Source organism: Meiothermus taiwanensis WR-220 (genome assembly GCF_003568585.1).
GTDB classification, from domain to species: domain Bacteria; phylum Deinococcota; class Deinococci; order Deinococcales; family Thermaceae; genus Meiothermus; species Meiothermus taiwanensis.
The window spans coordinates 2,500,021-2,516,747 of record NZ_CP021130.1 but is presented as its reverse complement, the minus strand read 5'-3'; the positions used below and the strand labels follow the sequence as shown (position 1 = coordinate 2,516,747).

The 16,727-nt window shown below is 62.7% G+C and carries 16 protein-coding genes; 11 read left to right on the top strand and 5 right to left on the bottom strand.

The window, feature by feature from the left end; genetic code table 11:
- The first annotated feature begins 15 nt into the window (after positions 1–15).
- Both ftsE and hpf read left to right on the top strand, forming a co-directional pair.
- A complete protein-coding gene (gene ftsE, locus MTAI_RS12400; RefSeq protein ID WP_027886966.1) occupies positions 16–702 on the top strand; it encodes a cell division ATP-binding protein FtsE in 687 nt (228 codons plus the stop codon).
- Between the two features lie 170 nt (positions 703–872).
- Positions 873–1,424, top strand: a complete 552-nt coding sequence (gene hpf / locus MTAI_RS12395) for a ribosome hibernation-promoting factor, HPF/YfiA family (RefSeq protein WP_027886967.1) — start codon at positions 873–875, stop codon at positions 1,422–1,424.
- Between the two features lie 271 nt (positions 1,425–1,695).
- Here the strand turns inward: hpf and MTAI_RS12390 are convergent, their stop codons facing one another.
- Positions 1,696–2,856: a MalY/PatB family protein gene (locus MTAI_RS12390; protein ID WP_027886968.1), complete on the bottom strand. Its 1,161-nt coding sequence runs from the start codon at positions 2,854–2,856 to the stop codon at positions 1,696–1,698.
- A 252-nt stretch (positions 2,857–3,108) separates the two neighbouring features.
- A complete protein-coding gene (locus tag MTAI_RS12385) occupies positions 3,109–4,230 on the bottom strand; it encodes a GGDEF domain-containing protein (RefSeq protein WP_036196867.1) in 1,122 nt (373 codons plus the stop codon).
- A gap of 139 nt (positions 4,231–4,369) precedes the next feature.
- Here MTAI_RS12385 and MTAI_RS12380 point away from each other — a divergent pair, with 139 nt between their 5' ends.
- The 5 genes from MTAI_RS12380 to MTAI_RS12360 all read left to right on the top strand — a co-directional run bounded on the left by MTAI_RS12380 (position 4,370) and on the right by MTAI_RS12360 (position 9,119).
- Complete coding sequence (locus MTAI_RS12380) at positions 4,370–5,017, top strand: ribonuclease HII (RefSeq protein ID WP_027886970.1); 648 nt, start codon at positions 4,370–4,372, stop codon at positions 5,015–5,017.
- 60 nt (positions 5,018–5,077) lie between these two features.
- Positions 5,078–5,572 carry a DUF4384 domain-containing protein gene (locus MTAI_RS12375; RefSeq protein WP_027886971.1) on the top strand — a complete coding sequence of 165 codons (495 nt, stop codon included), beginning with the start codon at positions 5,078–5,080 and terminating at the stop codon, positions 5,570–5,572.
- Between the two features lie 288 nt (positions 5,573–5,860).
- Positions 5,861–6,943, top strand: a complete 1,083-nt coding sequence (locus tag MTAI_RS12370; protein ID WP_027886972.1) for a TRAP transporter substrate-binding protein — start codon at positions 5,861–5,863, stop codon at positions 6,941–6,943.
- 193 nt (positions 6,944–7,136) lie between these two features.
- Positions 7,137–7,694: a TRAP transporter small permease subunit gene (locus MTAI_RS12365; protein ID WP_027886973.1), complete on the top strand. Its 558-nt coding sequence runs from the start codon at positions 7,137–7,139 to the stop codon at positions 7,692–7,694.
- Positions 7,695–9,119, top strand: a complete 1,425-nt coding sequence (locus tag MTAI_RS12360) for a TRAP transporter large permease (RefSeq protein WP_027886974.1) — start codon at positions 7,695–7,697, stop codon at positions 9,117–9,119.
- Here MTAI_RS12360 and MTAI_RS12355 read toward each other — a convergent pair.
- Positions 9,116–10,078, bottom strand: coding sequence for a quinone oxidoreductase family protein (locus MTAI_RS12355; protein WP_027886975.1), 963 nt, complete (start codon positions 10,076–10,078; stop codon positions 9,116–9,118). The two genes, MTAI_RS12360 and MTAI_RS12355, sit on opposite strands and share 4 nt — an antisense overlap.
- A 2-nt stretch (positions 10,079–10,080) precedes the next feature.
- Positions 10,081–11,616 (bottom strand): beta-N-acetylhexosaminidase, encoded by a 1,536-nt coding sequence (nagZ, locus tag MTAI_RS12350; protein WP_027886976.1) that lies wholly within the window; start codon positions 11,614–11,616, stop codon positions 10,081–10,083.
- A 472-nt stretch (positions 11,617–12,088) separates the two neighbouring features.
- Between nagZ and nagA the strand changes: the two genes are divergently transcribed.
- Genes nagA through MTAI_RS12330 form a run of 4 tightly spaced genes read left to right on the top strand, consistent with a single transcriptional unit; the run spans position 12,089 to position 15,740 of the window.
- A complete protein-coding gene (gene nagA / locus MTAI_RS12345) occupies positions 12,089–13,186 on the top strand; it encodes an N-acetylglucosamine-6-phosphate deacetylase (protein ID WP_027886977.1) in 1,098 nt (365 codons plus the stop codon).
- On the top strand, positions 13,183–14,226 hold the full coding sequence (locus tag MTAI_RS12340) for an SIS domain-containing protein (protein ID WP_027886978.1): 1,044 nt from the start codon (positions 13,183–13,185) through the stop codon (positions 14,224–14,226). The genes nagA and MTAI_RS12340 overlap by 4 nt, the downstream gene beginning before the upstream one ends.
- A gap of 18 nt (positions 14,227–14,244) precedes the next feature.
- Entirely contained in the window at positions 14,245–15,117 is an 873-nt protein-coding gene (locus MTAI_RS12335; RefSeq protein WP_027886979.1) for a 3-hydroxybutyryl-CoA dehydrogenase, read from the top strand.
- A complete protein-coding gene (locus MTAI_RS12330; protein ID WP_027886980.1) occupies positions 15,114–15,740 on the top strand; it encodes a VOC family protein in 627 nt (208 codons plus the stop codon). Before MTAI_RS12335 ends, MTAI_RS12330 begins: the two co-directional genes overlap by 4 nt.
- Here the strand turns inward: MTAI_RS12330 and MTAI_RS12325 are convergent.
- Entirely contained in the window at positions 15,712–16,620 is a 909-nt protein-coding gene (locus MTAI_RS12325; RefSeq protein ID WP_027886981.1) for a DUF4032 domain-containing protein, read from the bottom strand. The two genes, MTAI_RS12330 and MTAI_RS12325, sit on opposite strands and share 29 nt — an antisense overlap.
- Positions 16,621–16,727: the final 107 nt, after the last annotated feature.

Here is a 16,727-nt window from a genome sequence, read left to right as displayed (position 1 = left end):
GTACCCTGGATACCGATGATCCACTTTCACCGGGTGATGCTCGAGTACCCCCGCACCCAGACCAAGGCCCTCTTCGACCTGAACCTGGAGATCAAAAAAGGTGAGTTTGTTTTTCTGGTCGGGCATTCCGGTGCGGGTAAATCCAGCCTGCTCAACCTGATTCTAAAGCGCCTCGAGCCCACTTCAGGGGCGGTTTATTTTGCCGGAGAGAACCTTAAGTCGCTCCATGGCGACCGCATCGCCCTGCACCGCCGGCGGATCGGGGTGGTCTTCCAGGATCACCGGCTGCTGAGGGATCGAACCGTTGAAGAGAACCTGCTGTTCACCCTGCACGTGCTGGGGGTGCCCAGAAGCGAATGGGATCTGCGGGTGACCCGCGTGTTGCGCCAGGTGGGGATTGTTCACAAGAAGCGAGCCTACCCCGACGAACTTTCGGTGGGGGAGGCCCAGCGGGTGGCTATTGCCAGGGCCCTGGTGGGCGACCCCCAGGTTTTGCTGGCCGACGAACCCACCGGCAACCTCGACCCGGCCAACGCCCTGGCGGTGCTGGAGATTTTCAAGTCGGTGCACGCTCGAGGGGCCACCGTGCTGGTGGCCACCCACTCCCGCGATCTGGTGGAGGCCTATCCCCAGCGGGTGGTGGTGCTCAAGGCCGGCCAGTTGGTGCGCGATGACCGGGAGGGAAGGTACAGCCTGGCCTGACAAATATCCCTTGCCGGGGGATGGTAGTATGGAGTTACCAGGCGGGTAGGCATTTTGAAAGCCTGAAGCAGCGTTTCGGGAATCCCGGACTTGGCGGAGGTTTCCGAGTGCCTTTGCCATCCCGAAACTCCGCCTGGGAAGCCAACTCGGGACACGATTGGAGGGCAGTCATGAACGTTTACAAACTGGTTGGTCGCCAAATTGAGATCACCGAGGCCCTCAAGAACTACCTGGACAAGAAGATGGCCCGCCTGGATCGCTACTTTGACGACAACGTTGAGGCCAAAGTGGTGCTCTCGATGGCCCAGGGCCCGCGCATCGAGCGAAAGGCCAAGGCTGAGATCCAGGTCAATGTGCCGGGGGGTATTGTGCGGGTGGAGGAGGCCGACCCCGATATGTACGCGGCCATCGATCGCTCGATTGACCGCCTCGAGTACCAGCTCAAGCGCTACAAAGAACGCCACTTTCAGCGCGCGCGCCACGCGGTTCCGGAAGCCGTTCTGGCTGGAAGCGCTCGCAGCGAAACCGAGGAAGAAGCCGAGCCTCGCATCGTGCGCACCAAACGCTTTCACATGAAGCCCATGACCCCAGAAGATGCCGCCTTCGAGATGGAGGCGCTGGGACACGACTTTTTTGTTTTCCGCAACGCCGATACCGAGCAGATTAACGTGATTTATCGGCGTCGCGACGGCAATTATGGCCTGATCGAGCCCACCGCCTGAACCCCTGCCGCGCTGGGATGCAGCCGAGCAAGGCCCATCCTGGTTGCGCTGCTCAAAGGCGGGGTGGGCAAGATCCATTTGGCCGCGTTTTTGTAGCTTCGTGGCGATCGATCTTTCGGTAGTATCGTTTAGGCTTGTCAAAGTGAACGATACTACCGAAATGGGGGTAGCCTACGAAAAGGCGTTGCTGGCCAGACCCCGGGCTGCGCGGGCCTGGGGAGAGGCGGCGTTTTCCGCTGCTTCCCATAGGGTTCAAGCGGGGGTGGGGCGCCTAGTCGACCGCCTGGACTACCCGTGCAATGCGCTCGAGCGCTTCTTGTACAAGCTGGCGGCTGGTCGCAAAGTTTAGACGCAGCCAGCCCTGGTACTGCGGCCCGAACATCCTGCCGTCGTTGAGGCCGACTTTGGCCTGCTCGAGGATGACCCTGTGCGCCGCCTGGGCCAGGGGGGTTTGTGAGAAATCCAGCCAGGCCAGGTAGGTGCCTTGCGGGGGCCGGTAGCCAACCTGGGGTAGGTGCTGCTGCATGAACCGGGTGATGAGGTCGCGGTTGCCCTTGAGGTAGGCCCGCACCTGCTGTAACCAGTCCTGGGCGTGCTCGAGCGCGGCCCGCCAGGCCGCCATGGCGAGCACGTTGGGGTGGCCCCCAAGGCCCTTGCTGACCTGGGCCAGGGCGCTCAGGATCTGCTTGTTGTGGCTGATGGCCACCCCGCCGCCCAGGCCGGCGGTGTTGTACGACTTGCAAGGCCCGGTGAGGGTTACGGTGCGCTGGGCAATCTCGGGGCTTAAGGAGGCAATGGGGATGTGCTGGCCCTCGTAAATCAGATCGGCCCAGAGTTCGTCGGACATCACCCACAGGCGGTGGCGCAGGGCAAACTCGGCCAGTTGCTCCAGCTCGTCGCGCCGGAAGACCCGCCCGGTGGGGTTCTGGGGGTTGCACAGCAGCAGCATCCGGGTGCGGGGGGTTACCAGGCGCTCGAGCTGCTCAAAGTCAATCTCCCAGCCGCTGGGGGTGGGTTGCAGCGGATTGTGCCGGGCTACGCGGTGGTGTTCGCTGAGCACGTTGAGAAACGGGGGGTAGACCGGTACCTGGGTAATCACCTCATCGCCGGGGCTGCTCAAGGCCAGCACGCTGGCGTAGATGGCCGGTACCACCGAGGTGGTAAGCAGTAGATTTTCGGGGGTAAGACCTTCCAGGCCATGCTGGCTTTGCTGCTGAATAATGCGCTCCAGCAGCCGATAATCCCCTTTCATCTGGGGATAGCCCACCCGCTCCTGCAGCCGTTCCACAATGGCCTGTGTGATGGCCGGGCTGATGGGGAAGTCCATATCGGCCACCCACATGGGCAGTACGTCCTCGGGGTAAAAGTGCCACTTGCCGCTGTAGCCGTAGGGATCGCGCAGGGTGCGGGGCGATAGCTCGTCGAATTGCATGGCTATAGCTTATCCCCAATCGGGCCGGCTGGGCTGCACCCACCTATAGCAAAATACGCTGTACATGGGTATGCGTGGGAAACAGATTCGGTGAACCAACCCGACCGAAGTTATCCGCGTAGCGGAGGGCGATATCGCCCCTTGGAAGGTATACGCTTTCTTCGCTGAGCGTAGCGAGGGGTGTGCTCTAGGATGCAAAAAGATAGCCTCTGGAGGTCTTTGCTTTGGATGGCTGTCTTTTTGAATCCGGTATCACAACTCCGGCGTGGTGGAGTGGGAAGGAATAACGATGTCTTCTATCTCCTCTTCCAGCACAATCTGATTGCGTCCACCGGCCTTGGCCCGGTACATGGCCTCGTCGGCGCGGCTTAGCAAGGCGGCGATGCTGTCGCCTTGCCGGTAGCAGGCCACCCCAAGGCTTAGCGTGACCCGCACGCCCGATATGGGGCTTTCGCAGATGGCTCCCAGCAGCCGTTGCGCCAGCAAGTAGGCCTGTTGAAGGTTGGTCTCAGGGGCCAGGATCAGAAATTCTTCACCGCCCCACCGGGCCAGGCTATCGCTTTCGCGCAGGTGCTGCGCCAGCCTTCCGCCTACTTCCCGCAATACCTGATCGCCCACCGAGTGGCCGTAGGTGTCGTTGATTTGTTTGAAATGGTCGAGGTCGGCCAGCAGAAGCGCAAAGGGGCGATTGTAGCGGCGTGCCTGACTCAGCTCGCTTTCCAGTTTTTGCTGCATGGCCCGGCGGTTGATTAGGTTGGTGAGGGGGTCGGTGTGGGCCATCTGGTGCATCTGGGCGTAGTGCCGTCGCAGGTAAGCAAACATGTACAGCAGGGCCAGGTAGGCAATGTTGGAAAAAGTGAATTGCAGTGCGGTATTGATGGAGGTGACATTGATGGAAGGGCTCATGAGCATGCCAGTAGCGCCTGCCAGCAAACCCAAAACCAGATACACCAACGAAAAACGCAGGGCCTGTCTACGATTAAGCAGATTGAAGGCCATCAGGTAGACCATGGGGAACCACAAAGCCGCGGGGGTAATGCCGTCGCGTTGGTGTAGTTTGTAGGCGGCCTCATAAAATAGACTGACAATCTCGTAAATCGCTATTATGCCCAGGGCAATCTGCCAGACCCATCGAACGTTCTGCGGATTGCGCCAGAGGTGAAATTCCAGGGCGATAAACCCCACGGCCATTGGTAAAAGCAGATACCGATCGGGCAGCGATAGTTTATCGGAAGTGACCGACAGACCCCAGGCAGTTAGGGCGGCTGCAGCCCCGAGGGGAAGTAACCACAGGGTGAGGCGAATACGCAAGGTCTCGAGGGGATCGGCCACCTCGAGGGTCGCGTAGGGGTTAGGGGCTGGGCGGGGCGGCATGGCCGGTACCAATAGATGAGGACAATCTAACATCAATGCTCGAGGCTTTGTGCTTCACCTGACACATCGTGCATTCTTACTTGAAAGACCCGTCCCCTACAAGTTGGTTGGTTTCGATTCTGGTAGGCTTGGGCCCGGTATGTCAGCGCTCGAGTCCGACTGGTGGAAACTGGGCTTGCGGGTGGCCGGCGTGGATGAGGCCGGGCGGGGTGCGTTGGCCGGGCCGGTGGTGGCGGCGGCGGTAATCCTGCCGCCTCTGGCGGAGCCAGCCCTTTATCCCTTTCGCGACTCCAAAACCCTCACCCCCAGGGCGCGCGAGCACCTGGCCGAGCAGATCCGCGCGGTGGCCCTGGCCTGGGGGGTGGGATGGGCCGAGGTGGCCGAGATAGACCGGCTTGGCATTCTACGGGCCACCCACCTGGCGGCTGCTCGAGCCTTGGAGCAGCTTACAGTACCTCCGGAAGCCTTGCTTACCGATTACCTGCGCTTGGAACAGGAGTGGCAACAGTATCTGCGCACCAACCCATCCCGACCCGACGCACCGCACCTGCTGCGTGCACCGCCCAAAGCCGATCGGCATAGCCCGACGGTCGCGGCGGCCAGCATCCTGGCTAAAGTGGCGCGGGATCGGTATATGGAGGCGCTCGAGCAGCGCTATCCGGGCTATGGCTTTGCCCAGCACAAGGGCTACGGTACCACCTCGCACCTGCAGGCTCTAAGGGCCCTGGGCCCCTGCGGGGCGCACCGCCGAACTTTTGCTCCGGTGGCCCAAGCCGGGCTTTTTTAGCTTTTGTTTAAACAAGGCCACTGCCAGCGGCGGTGGGGTACAATAGGTCTCGTAGGAATTATGCGTGCAAGGCTGGGGCTGGTTCTTTTGGTGGCATTGATCTCCGCGTGCTTCCCCACGCGCTCGAGCATTACGGTGGGGTTGCGCTTTGGTTTCGAACTAAGCCCTGTCATCACCCGCTTTGAGCCGGATCGGGGGGTGGCGGCTGATTATCGGGTTGGGGATAGCGTGAGCTTTATCATCAGCCTGACCCGGCCGGGCTACGTGGTTCTGGTTGGCATAGATTCCGATGGGCTGGCCTACGAGTTCGATCGGGTTTTTCTAAACCCTGGCACGCATAGGCTTTCGGGGCCGCCTGGCTTCCGCTACGAGGTGCGTCCGCCCCTTGGTTTGCAGCGGGTGCGGGCCATTTATACCGATACCCCCCATCCATCCGGCTTTGTGTTCCGGGGTACCTACAGCCTGGCGCTTTGGGATCAGCAGACCTCTATTTACATTCAGCGTTCGGGCTCGAGGGTACGCGATGTAGCCGAAACGTATTTCTACATTCGCTAGTATCTACTTGTACTTGTTTGAGATCCTAGGGGCCAGCTGGCGTGCCAGCCATGGCAGGTGGAAAAAACGTTGGATTTTTAGGGATTGCTGCTATTTTCGCATAACTGCTATATGTGCTATTGAGGGAACCGCTTTTACTGCAGCTCGGGTTGTGTGCAAAAGAATGCTGAACTCTTTCATAAGCAGGGGTTTTTGAAACCGCTATTGATGCCCTATACTGGCTAGCATATAATCACCTCGCACCAGACGTGCAAGAAAACATACCTTTTCGCTAAGGAGGGAGCTTTAATGAAGCGACGTGACTTCTTGAAGAAGGCAGGGGTCGGTGCTATAGCTGCCAGCACCGTGTTTGGCCCGGTCTATGCCCAGACCATGCCGCGCTTGCGCTGGCGCATGGCCACCAGCTGGCCCCGCTCGCTGGATACCCTGTTTGGCTCCGCCGAGATTGTAGCCAAGCGGGTAGCCGAAATGACCGATGGGCGTTTTGAGATTACCCCTTACCCGGCCGGTGAGATTGCCCCCGGGCTGCAGGTGCTGGACGTGGTGCAGGCCGGCAACGTCGAGATGGGCCACACCGCCAACTACTACTACATAGGCAAAAGCCCATCACTGGCCTTCGACGCCGGGGTGCCGTTTGGTCTGAACCCTCGCCAGCAGAACGCCTGGCTCTACTTTGGGGGTGGGCTGCAGGCCATGCAGCGGGTGGCTGCCGACTTCAATGCCATTACCTTCCCGGCGGGCAATACCGGGGTGCAGATGGGGGGTTGGTTCCGCAAGGAGATCCGGGGCCTAGAAGACCTCAAAGGCCTGCGTTTCCGCATCCCTGGGCTGGGTGGCCAGGTGATGGCCCGTCTGGGGGTTACGGTGCAGACCCTGGCAGGGGGCGAGATCTTCCTGGCCCTCGACCGCGGAGCCATCGACGGAGCCGAGTGGGTGGGCCCCTACGACGATGAAAGACTGGGCCTGCACAGGGCCGCCCGCTTCTATTACTACCCCGGCTGGTGGGAGCCCGGTTCCACGCTATCTGTCTTGGTCAACCTCGACCGCTGGAGAAGCCTGCCCAAGGAATACCAGGAAATCGTCAAGGCGGCCTGCGCCGAGGCCAACGAGCGAACCCTGGCCGAGTACGATACCAAAAACGCCCCGGCGCTGGCGCGCTTGCAGCGGGCGGGGGCTCAGCTCAGGCCCTTCCCTACCAGCGTGCTCCAGGCGGCCAACAGAGAAGCCACCGCTCTTTACGAGGAGATCGCTGCTAGGGACGCTACCTACCGCGGCATCTACGAGAACTGGAAGAAGTTCCGCGATGAATCCCGCCGCTGGTTTGGGTTTAACGAGTTCCGCTACGAGGACTTCGTCCGCACTTTGCGCTAACCTAGGCTTCTTCGAACCCCTACAGCGCTGCTGTAGGGGGTATTTTTACGCAACCCGCCCAAGCGCGGGGCATCCAGAGGTCGTTGCTTTTATGCGTTTGTTGACGGAAGCCATTCTGCTCGTTACGATGGGCAGGATCAAAAAGGAGTTGGTAAGATGCACGAAAGGCACTTTTACCTAGGGGAGGTCGGGTTTGAAGGGGCTACTCCTCGTTTCTAGGTTAATTGATGGCCTCAACGAATGGGTGGGGCGGGTGGTGTTGTGGCTGGTGGTACCTATGATTGCCATTGGTGCATACAACGCCATCGGCCGCAGCCTCGATAAAAGCATAGGAACCCGGCTGGCCTCCAATACCTACTTCGAGCTGCAGTGGTACCTTTTCTCCCTGATTTTTTTGTTGATGGTGGGGTACGTGCTCAAGCACAACGGCCATATCCGGGTGGATGTGATCTATGCGCGCCTGGACGACCGGGGCCGGGCCTGGGTCAATATGCTCGGGTCTATTTTGTTCGTGGTGCCTTTTGCCTTGATCCTCTTCTATGTGTCCCTGCCGCTGGTAGCCTTCTCGGTACAGGTGCGGGAAGTCTCCTCAGACGCGGGCGGGCTACCCCGCTGGCCCCTGAAGCTAATGCTGCTTCCAGCCTTTATACTGCTGGCTCTACAGGGCTTTTCCGAGTTCATCAAGAACCTGGCGTATCTGCGCGGGGCCCTGTCCAGGCCACCTCATGAGGCTGAAGGGGAGGTGGCCTAGATGGTACTTTCTGGCGGAGGGGTCGAGCTTCTGGGCGGGGCGATGTTTATTGCAGCCCTGGTGCTGATCTTTACCGGCTACCCGGTGGCCTTTGCCCTCGGTGGGGTATCCCTCATCTTTGGGGCAGTGGGTATTGCCATTGGTGAGTTCGACCTTCGCTTCGTGGGGAGCCTGCCCCAGCGCATCTTTGGCATTATGTCGAACTACACCCTGCTGGCCATTCCATACTTTATTTTCCTGGGGCTCATTCTGGAAAAATCCAAGCTGGCCGAGCAGCTTTTAGACACGGTGGGGCAGCTTTTTGGGCCTATCCGGGGTGGGGTGGCTATTGCGGTGGTGCTGGTGGGTACGCTGCTGGCGGCCACAACCGGCGTGGTAGCGGCCACTGTGGTGGCGATGGGCCTCATCTCCTTGCCGGTGATGCTCAAGTACGGCTACAGCAGGCCCCTGGCCACGGGGGTAATTGCGGCCTCGGGCACCCTGGGCCAGATCATTCCGCCCAGCATCGTGCTGGTAGTGCTGGGCGACCAACTAGGGATTAGCGTGGGTGATCTGTTCTTGGGAGCGCTGATACCGGGGTTGATCCTCTCGGGTGGGCTGATTCTGTTGGTGGCTTTGGTGGCCCTTTTCCGGCCTAAGCTGGCCCCCGCCTTGCCACCGGAGGCCCGCCCCTACCAGGGCTGGGAGCTAATCCGGCGGGCTTTGGTGGCCCTGGTGCCACCGGTGCTGTTGATTTTGTTTGTGCTGGGCAGCATTTTCTTTGGCATCGCCACCCCTACGGAGGCCGGAGCGGTGGGCTCTATTGCTGCGCTGTTGATGGCGGCTGGCTACCGTCGCTTGAGCTGGAAGGTGTTTCGTGATGCCGTGGTCGAGACGGCGCGCTTCACCAGCATGGTGATCTTCATCCTGATTGGGGCGACCGCCTTCAGCCTGATTTTTAGGGGCCTCGAGGGCGACAAACTGGTGAAAGACATCCTGGTGGCACTACCTGGCGGAGAAATAGGGTTCATCGTTTTTGTGATGGTGCTGGTCTTCGTGCTGGGCTTTTTTATCGATTTCTTCGAAATTTGCTTCATCGTTGTGCCCCTGATTCTGCCAGCGGCCACCGCCATCTGGACAGCCCAGGCCGAGGCCTTGCAGATGGCCGGTAACTACGACCTTTCCACCGAGGCTTTTGTGCAGCAAAAGCTATTGTGGTTTGGCATTGTGCTGGCCATGAATCTGCAGACCAGCTTCCTCACCCCACCCTTTGGCTTTGCCCTCTTCTACCTGCGCGGGGTGGCCCCGCCGGAGGTCAAGACCACCGATATCTACAAAGGGGTGGTGCCCTTCATCCTTGTCCAGCTTCTCGTCCTGGTACTGGTGATCGCCTTCCCCAGCCTGAGCAGCTGGCTGCCCTCGATGCGGGGCGTGCCGGGGGGCTAGGGGATCAGCAGCACCTTGCCGGTGGTCTCGCGTCCTTGCAGCGCCCGGTGGGCCTGGGCAGCCTGGGCCAGCGGGAACTCGGCTCCGATTCGGATTTTGAGCTGGCCTTCCAGGGCCCAGCGCATCACATCCCCGGCCCGCCACTCCAGCTCCTCGCGGGTCTGGGTGTAGTGCCACAGGGAGGGCCGGGTCAGGTAGAGGCCGCCTTTCTGGTTGAGAACCTGTGGGTTGAAGGGGGGCACCGGCCCGCTGCTCTGCCCGTACAGCACCAGCATGCCCCGGATGCGCAGGCTGTTCAGGCTACCCTCCCAGGTAGACTGCCCCACCCCGTCGTAGACCACGTCCACCCCTTTGCCGCCGGTGATTTCGCGGGCTTTTTGCTCGAAGCCTTCGTAGGGCAGGGCGTAATCGGCCCCGGCTTCCCTGGCCAGGGCCCGCTTTTCCTCCGAGGAGGCGGTGGCGATGACGGTGGCCCCAATCCGCTTGGCCATCTGGATTAGGAGGAGCCCCACCCCGCCAGCCCCGGCGTGCACGAGGCAGGTCTCACCGGTCTTGAGGGGATAGGTGCTGTACACCAGGTAGTGGGCGGTCATGCCCTGCAGCATGCCGGCCACAGCAATTTTGGGGTCCAGGCCCGCGGGTATGTGCACCAGCTTGTCGGCAGGCACCACCGCGTACTCGGCGTAGCTGCCCTGCACATTGGAGTAGACCACCCGGTCGCCGGGCTTTACGCGGGTCACCCCTGGCCCGACTGCTTCAACCACACCGGCCCCTTCCTCGCCCACCGTGAAGGGGGTGGGAACGCTGTACAGGCCAGCGCGCTTGTAGGTGTCGATGAAGTTGACCCCGATGGCCTGAAGCCGTACCAGGGCCTGGCCTTCGCCGGGGGTCGGAACGGGAATATCCTCTAGCTGCAGGGCCTCGAGGCCGCCGGGTTGGTGTACGCGGATGGCTTTCATAGCTATAGATTAACCCGATTTTGCCGCAGCTTGAACGGTAAAGAGCCCCGGGCCGGAGCGCCGCCCAGCACCTTGACCAGAGCCCGCAGGGTGGGGGCGCGGAAACCATAGGTCACGAAGGCCGGTTTGCGCAGGCGCAGGATGTGGTAGGGGTTCCACAAAGCAATGTGCGCGGCCCGTTTGCCCAGGGTGAAAGCATGCTTGAGGAGCCGGGTCTCCGCCTCGCCCAGGCTGCCACGACCGACCGAGACCACCAGCAGGTAGTCGGCCCTGGCAGCGGCCTGTTCCAGCCCGCTTTGGAAGGCATCGGCCTGTTGGGGGTCGTAGACAAACTGGCTGACCCTGGCGAAGCGGGTCTTGAGCAGTTCGACAAAGTCCTGAACCGCGAGGGTCTCGCCGTAAGGGCCGGCCTCGGAGGCGCTGCCCGCCGAGATCACCAAGATCCCATCCGAGCGCCGGGGGCGCGGCGGCCGGCGGTAGGCGGTAATGCTCCGCAGGGCCACCTGCTCCATGAGGGCCTGGTCGCGCTTCTGCTGGGCTGCGGGGTAGGGCTGGGCCTGGCCGGGGAAGCGATGGGCTGCCTCCAGCAAGCGCAGCTGGCTTTGCCGGGCCTGCTCCTCGGGAAGCGAGCCGTTTTCCAGGGCTTGCTGGATGGCGGTGGCCTGGGCGATGTGCACCTCGGGCAGGCCCAGCGACAGAATCATATCGGCCCCGGCCTGCAGGCTTTTTACGGCCGCCTCGCCGATGGGGTAGTTTTTGCTGATGGCTTTCATATCCAGCGCATCGGTGACGATGATGCCTTGAAAGCCCAGTTTTTTCCGCAAGAACCCGGAGAGGATTTTTTGAGAGAGGGTGGCCGGGTGCTGTTTGTCCAGGGCGGGGAAGCGGATGTGGGCGCTCATAATCGAGCTGATCTGGGCTTCCACGGCTTTGCGGAAGGGGTAGAGCTCGGTGCGCTCGAGCTCCTCCAGCGTTTTATCCACCACCGGCAGCTCGAGGTGCGAGTCCAGGAAGGTGTCGCCGTGTCCGGGGAAGTGCTTGACCGCGGCCATTACCCCGGAGCGCTCGAGGCCCCGGGCCCAGGCCAGCGCCAGCCGGGCTACTTTTTTGGGGTCGGAGCCAAAGCTGCGGTCGCCGATCACCGGGTTTTGGGGGTTGGTGTTCACGTCCACTGAGGGGGCAAAGTTCCAGTTGATGCCCAGCGAGATGAGGGTGCGGCCCACCGCCGCCCCCACCGCTTCGGCTGTCTTGATGTCCCCCACCGCACCCAGGGCCATGGGAGAAGGGGCCAGGGCAAACTCCAGTACCCGCTGCACCGCTCCGCCCTCCTGGTCGATGGCAATCCAGGCCTGTGGCCCCAGCACTGAGCGAATATCGGCCACCAGCTTGCGAACCTGCTCGGGGTGCTGGATGTTTTTGCGAAACAAGCACACCCCCCCAAAGCGGTAGCGCTCGAGGTGGGCGCGGCTGGCGGCATCCAGGGTGGGGCCGGGGAGATCGATCATCATCAGGCTGGTGGCTAGGTATAGGTTTTCCATGGTTACCTCTGCATTGTATGACCCTGAGGCCGAGGAGGCTGGTAAAGCGATGAGAGCTGCTGGTTCCGGGCCGGAAACAGTTTGCGGTGGGGCCGGGATGTGTGGGTGCACACCCCGGGGTTTAGTATTTCTGTAGGATGTCTGTGCGGTTTGCATAGATTGAGGCGCAGATTTTCACCCGACCTATGAAGCCTGTTCTGCCTGTCGACACCCAGTCTGCAACCCTCGAGCGGCCCCAGCGGCGGGGTTGCAGATGGGCTCAGGCGTTGCTGGAGATGCTCGACCAGATGAGCACACCCGGCAGTCCAGCCGCCGTTGCCAGGTTGCTAGCGGGTGGTTCTTGTGGGCCTCGGAACCCCTGCCCGGGGGATATGATACCGGCGGACGAGCTCCGGACGGCCTGGAAATGGCCCACGGCAAGGGCCTGCGGAGAAAAAACCATCAGGCCACCGCTCCGGGATAGGAACTGCAGATGACGCAACTTGTCGGAACACTGATAACCCCCAACCGCTCTTATCCGGCTCGCCTGGTATTTTCTGAGCGCATCGAGGCCCTCGAGCCGCTGGAGGCCGATCGGGAGGATCCGGGGCCTTATATTTTGCCGGGTTTTATAGACCTGCACGTGCATGGGGGCGATGGGGCCGACTGCATGGATGGGGAGCAGGCCGTGCGGCGGATGGCCCGCTTTCACGCCCGGCATGGCACCACCGCCCTGCTCGCCACCACCGTCACGGCGCCGCTGGAGGAGCTCGAGGCCGCTTTGCGGGGCATCGCCGCGGTGGCGCAGAACCCCGGCCCTGGGGAGGCGCGGGTGCTGGGGGTGCATCTGGAGGGGCCGTTTATCAGCCCGGAGAGGCTGGGGGCCCAGCCGCCCTACGCCCTCCAGCCCAGCCTCGCGGCCATGCGCCGCCTGCTTTCCCTGGCCCCCGTTCGAGTGGTGACGCTGGCCCCCGAGCTGCCGGGGGCGCTCGAGCTAATCCGCTTCCTGGGCGAGCAGGGGGTGCGGGTGCAGCAGGGCCACACAGCGGCTAGCTATGCCCAGGCCCTGGCGGGTTTTGAGGCCGGGGCCCAGGGCTTCACCCACTTTTTCAACGCCATGACCCCCCTGCACCACCGCGAGCCGGGGGTGGTGGGGCTGGGCCTCGAGCGCGCCCGCTGGGCCGAGGTCATCCCCGACGGACTGCACGTGCACCCGGCGGCCCTCCGGGCCATGGTTCGAGCCATCCCCCAGACCTATGCCGTTACCGATGCGGTGGCGGCCGCCGGGATGCCCGAGGGGGCGTATCCGCTGGGCCGGCATACGGTTTACAAGAAAGGCCAGGGGGTCTTCCTGGCCGATGGCACCCTGGCCGGCAGCGCCCTCACCATGAACCAGGCCGTCCAGAACCTGGGCCGTTGGGGCTACGGCCTGCAGGACATCCTTCACCTGACCTCGAGCCGGGCCGCCCAGTACCTGGGCATGCCGCATGGACTGGAGGTGGGCAGGCCCGCCGACCTGGTGGTGCTGGACGAGCAGCTGCGGCTTGTGGAGGTGTATGTGCGAGGCCAGAAAGTGGAGGTTTCTGCATGAGAGCGGTCGAAACCAAGATGTTCCAAGAGGCTCAGCAGGCCCCCGCGGTGGTGGAGCAGGCCCTGCGAGAAAACAAGAGCGAGATGGAGCTGCTGGGCACCTTCTTGCGCCGCCATACCCCGCCCTTCGCGCTGACGGTGGCTCGAGGCAGCTCCGACCATGCCGCCCTGTACGGCAAGTATCTGATCGAAAGCTTGCTGGGCCTGGTCTGCTCCTCGGCCATCCCCTCGGTGCACACGGTTTACGGGCAGCGCCTGGCCCTCAACCGGGCTTTGGTGATCGCCATCTCGCAGTCGGGCCAGAGCCCGGATCTGATCGAGGTCACCCGCCAGGCCCGGCGCGATGGGGCCCTGACCCTGGCCCTGGTCAACCAGGAGCACTCCCCCCTGGCCCAGACCGCCGAGGTGGTGCTGCCGCTCTGGGCCGGCCCCGAGGAAGCGGTGGCAGCCACCAAAAGCTACCTGGCCACCCTGGCCTTGCTGACCCAGCTGGTCGCAGCCTGGGCCGAGGATAAACCCCTCAAAGAAGCCCTGGCCATGCTGCCCGAAGCCATGTACAAAGCCGCAGAGGCCAGCTGGCAGGCCGGACTGGAGCCGCTGGTGGAAGCGGAAAACGGCCTGGTGGTGGGACGCGGTTATGCCTTTGCGGTGGCCCACGAGCTGGCCCTCAAGCTCAAGGAGACCAGCGCCTTTCACGCCGAGGCCATGTCGGGCGCAGAACTTTTGCACGGCCCGGTGGCCCTGGTGGAACCCGACTTTCCCCTGCTGGTACTGGTTCCCAAGGACAAACCCCTGCCCGGCCTGCTGAGCCTGCTGGAAAACCTGCGCGGTAAAGGCGGACACCTGTTGGTGGCCTCCTCCGAAAGCGAGGCGCTGGAACTGGCTCATACGCCATTGCCGCTCCCCACCCGGCTTCATCCGGTGCTGGACTCCATTCTGCTGGCCCAGGCTTTCTACCCATTTGCCGCCGAACTCTCGGTGGCCCGGGGCTTTAACCCCGATGCCCCGCGCCACCTGTCCAAGGTGACCCGCACGCGCTGAGTTGGGTAGGATACAGCTATGGAAATTCGCAAGATTGGTGTAGTTGGTGCAGGGCAGATGGGGGCGGGCATCGCCCAGGTGGCGGCCCAGGCGGGGTATCAGGTGGTGTTGCGCGACCTCGAGCAGACCTTCCTCGAGCGCGGCCTTGGCAGCATTCGGCGTTCCATCGGCAAGCTGCTGGAAAAAGGCAAGCTTGACCAGCAGGCCCACGACGGGGCCCTGGCCCGTATTACCACCACCACCCAGCTATCCGACCTGGCGGACTGCGACCTGGTGATCGAGGCCATTGTGGAGCACGAGCCCGCCAAGCTCGAGCTTTTCCGCGAGCTCGACGCCCTTGTCCAGCCTGCGGCCATCCTGGCCTCCAACACCTCCTCGATCCCCATCACCCGCCTGGCCTCGGCCACCCGCCGGCCGGAGCGCTTCATCGGGATGCACTTTATGAACCCGGTGCCCCTGATGGAGCTGGTGGAGGTCATCCGGGGCTACCTGACCGACGAGGCCACCACCCAGACCGTGCTGCAGGTGGCCCGCCGGATGGGCAAGACCCCGGTGGAGGTCAACGACTACCCCGGTTTCGTCTCCAACCGCATCCTGCTGCCCATGCTCAACGAGGCCATCCAGTGCGTGATGGAGGGGGTGGCTACGCCGGAGGCCATTGACCAGGTGATGAAGCTGGGCATGAACCACCCCATGGGCCCCCTCACCTTAGCCGACTTCATCGGCCTGGACACCTGTTTATCCATTATGGAGGTGCTGCACCGGGGGCTGGGTGACGACAAATACCGGCCCTCGCCCCTGCTGCGCAAGATGGTGCAGGCCGGGCTCCTGGGCCGCAAGAGCGGGCGGGGTTTCTACCGCTACGACGAAAAGGGCAACAAAATCGGATGAACCGGCTGGATCACCTGGTGCTGGCCGCCCAGACCCTGCAAGAGGGGGTGGAGTACGTCCAGGACACCCTGGAGGTGGTGCTCCCACCGGCGGGGGGCCAGCACCCCTTGATGGGCACACACAACCGCTTGCTGAACCTGGGGGGCGGCGTTTATCTGGAGATCATCGCCGTTGATGCCCAGGCCCCGGCGCCAAGCCGCCCGCGCTGGTTCGAGCTGGATCGCTTCGCGGGGCCGCCGCGCCTTTTGACCTGGGTGGCCCGCAGCGAGGCCCTCGAGCGCTACGCGGCGCTGGGGCTGGGCCCGGTGACCAAGGCCAGCCGGGGCGACCTCGAGTGGCTCATCACCCTCCCCGAGGACGGGCGCCTGCACTGGGGTGGGGTGGTGCCCTACCTGATCCAGTGGGGCCAGCGCCACCCCACCGATACCCTGCCGGACGCAGGCTGCCGCCTGCTGGCATGGGGGCTGCACCACCCCCAGCCCGGGGCCGTGGCCCCGGTGCTGCGACAACTGGGCCTCGAGCCTCCCCTGGAGGTGGCCCCCCAGCCGGGGCTCTGGGCCCTCATCCAGACCCCCGCCGGACGCAAGGTGCTGTCTAGCCAGGCTGGGGGCTCTGCCGAATGAAAAACCGGCCCAGCCAGTCCAGGAATCGGCTGATGGGGCCTTTCTGCACGCTGCGCTGTACCGAAAGGGCCGCCTCTTCGGGGCCCACATCGTGCCCGATGGCCTGGGACAAGAAGTAGCGGTGGTCGGAGATCCATAGGTACAGGTCGGCCTCGGTGCGGCCCGGAAAGTTTTTCAAAACGCCGTTCTCGCGAATCTCCAGAATGGTGGGCAGGTAGAGGTTGTCGTACCAGTCGACAACCGCCTCTTCCCAGCTAATCGAACGCTTCTGGTCGAGGCCCATGAAATACTGATGGGTGCGGATGTGATCGAGCAGCACGTCGTAGCGGCCGGGCCGGCTGAACAGGATGGGTTCGTGGTTGGGGCGCAGCTCGGGCAGCCGGGTCTGCTCCAGAAACGCGGCGTACTCCCCTTTGAGAATCACATCCTTGATGGTGTCGTGGGGCTCGAGGTCTACCGGTACCTCGAGCTCGATCACGTAGGCGTCTATGTAGTGCTGGCCCTGGGCTTTGGCTAAAGCGGTGCGGTGGTTGCCGTCTTTTACGAAGTAGGCATCGCCAACCTTGTAAACGTGAATAGGGGGAAACTCCACACCCTCGAGCTGGGCTTGCCGGAGCTTGGTCCAGCGATCTAGGGTGAAGGGTTCTTTGGGCATGAACTCGGCGTCGAAATCGCCATAGCGATCCACCGAGCCGATAATTTTATCCACCTCTATGGTTTGTAGTCCTTTGTACGACTCACCCCGGGGGCGCAGACTGGAAACCGCGCTGTAGGGCAGCAGATCGTTGGGCTGGCCGCGCAGGCGGCGCAGAATATCGTGAACCAATACACGGCGTGACAACGCCTCGGCTTCTATCTGGGCTTGACGCTCTGAATCCATGGCTTCACCCTAATGCGCTCCGAGAGGTGTGAATGGCCGGTTTATCGCTGGCAGTCCGGCGAAGGGCTGTGCTGTGGTGGATTGAGGTTGAAGCGCCTTATCCAACC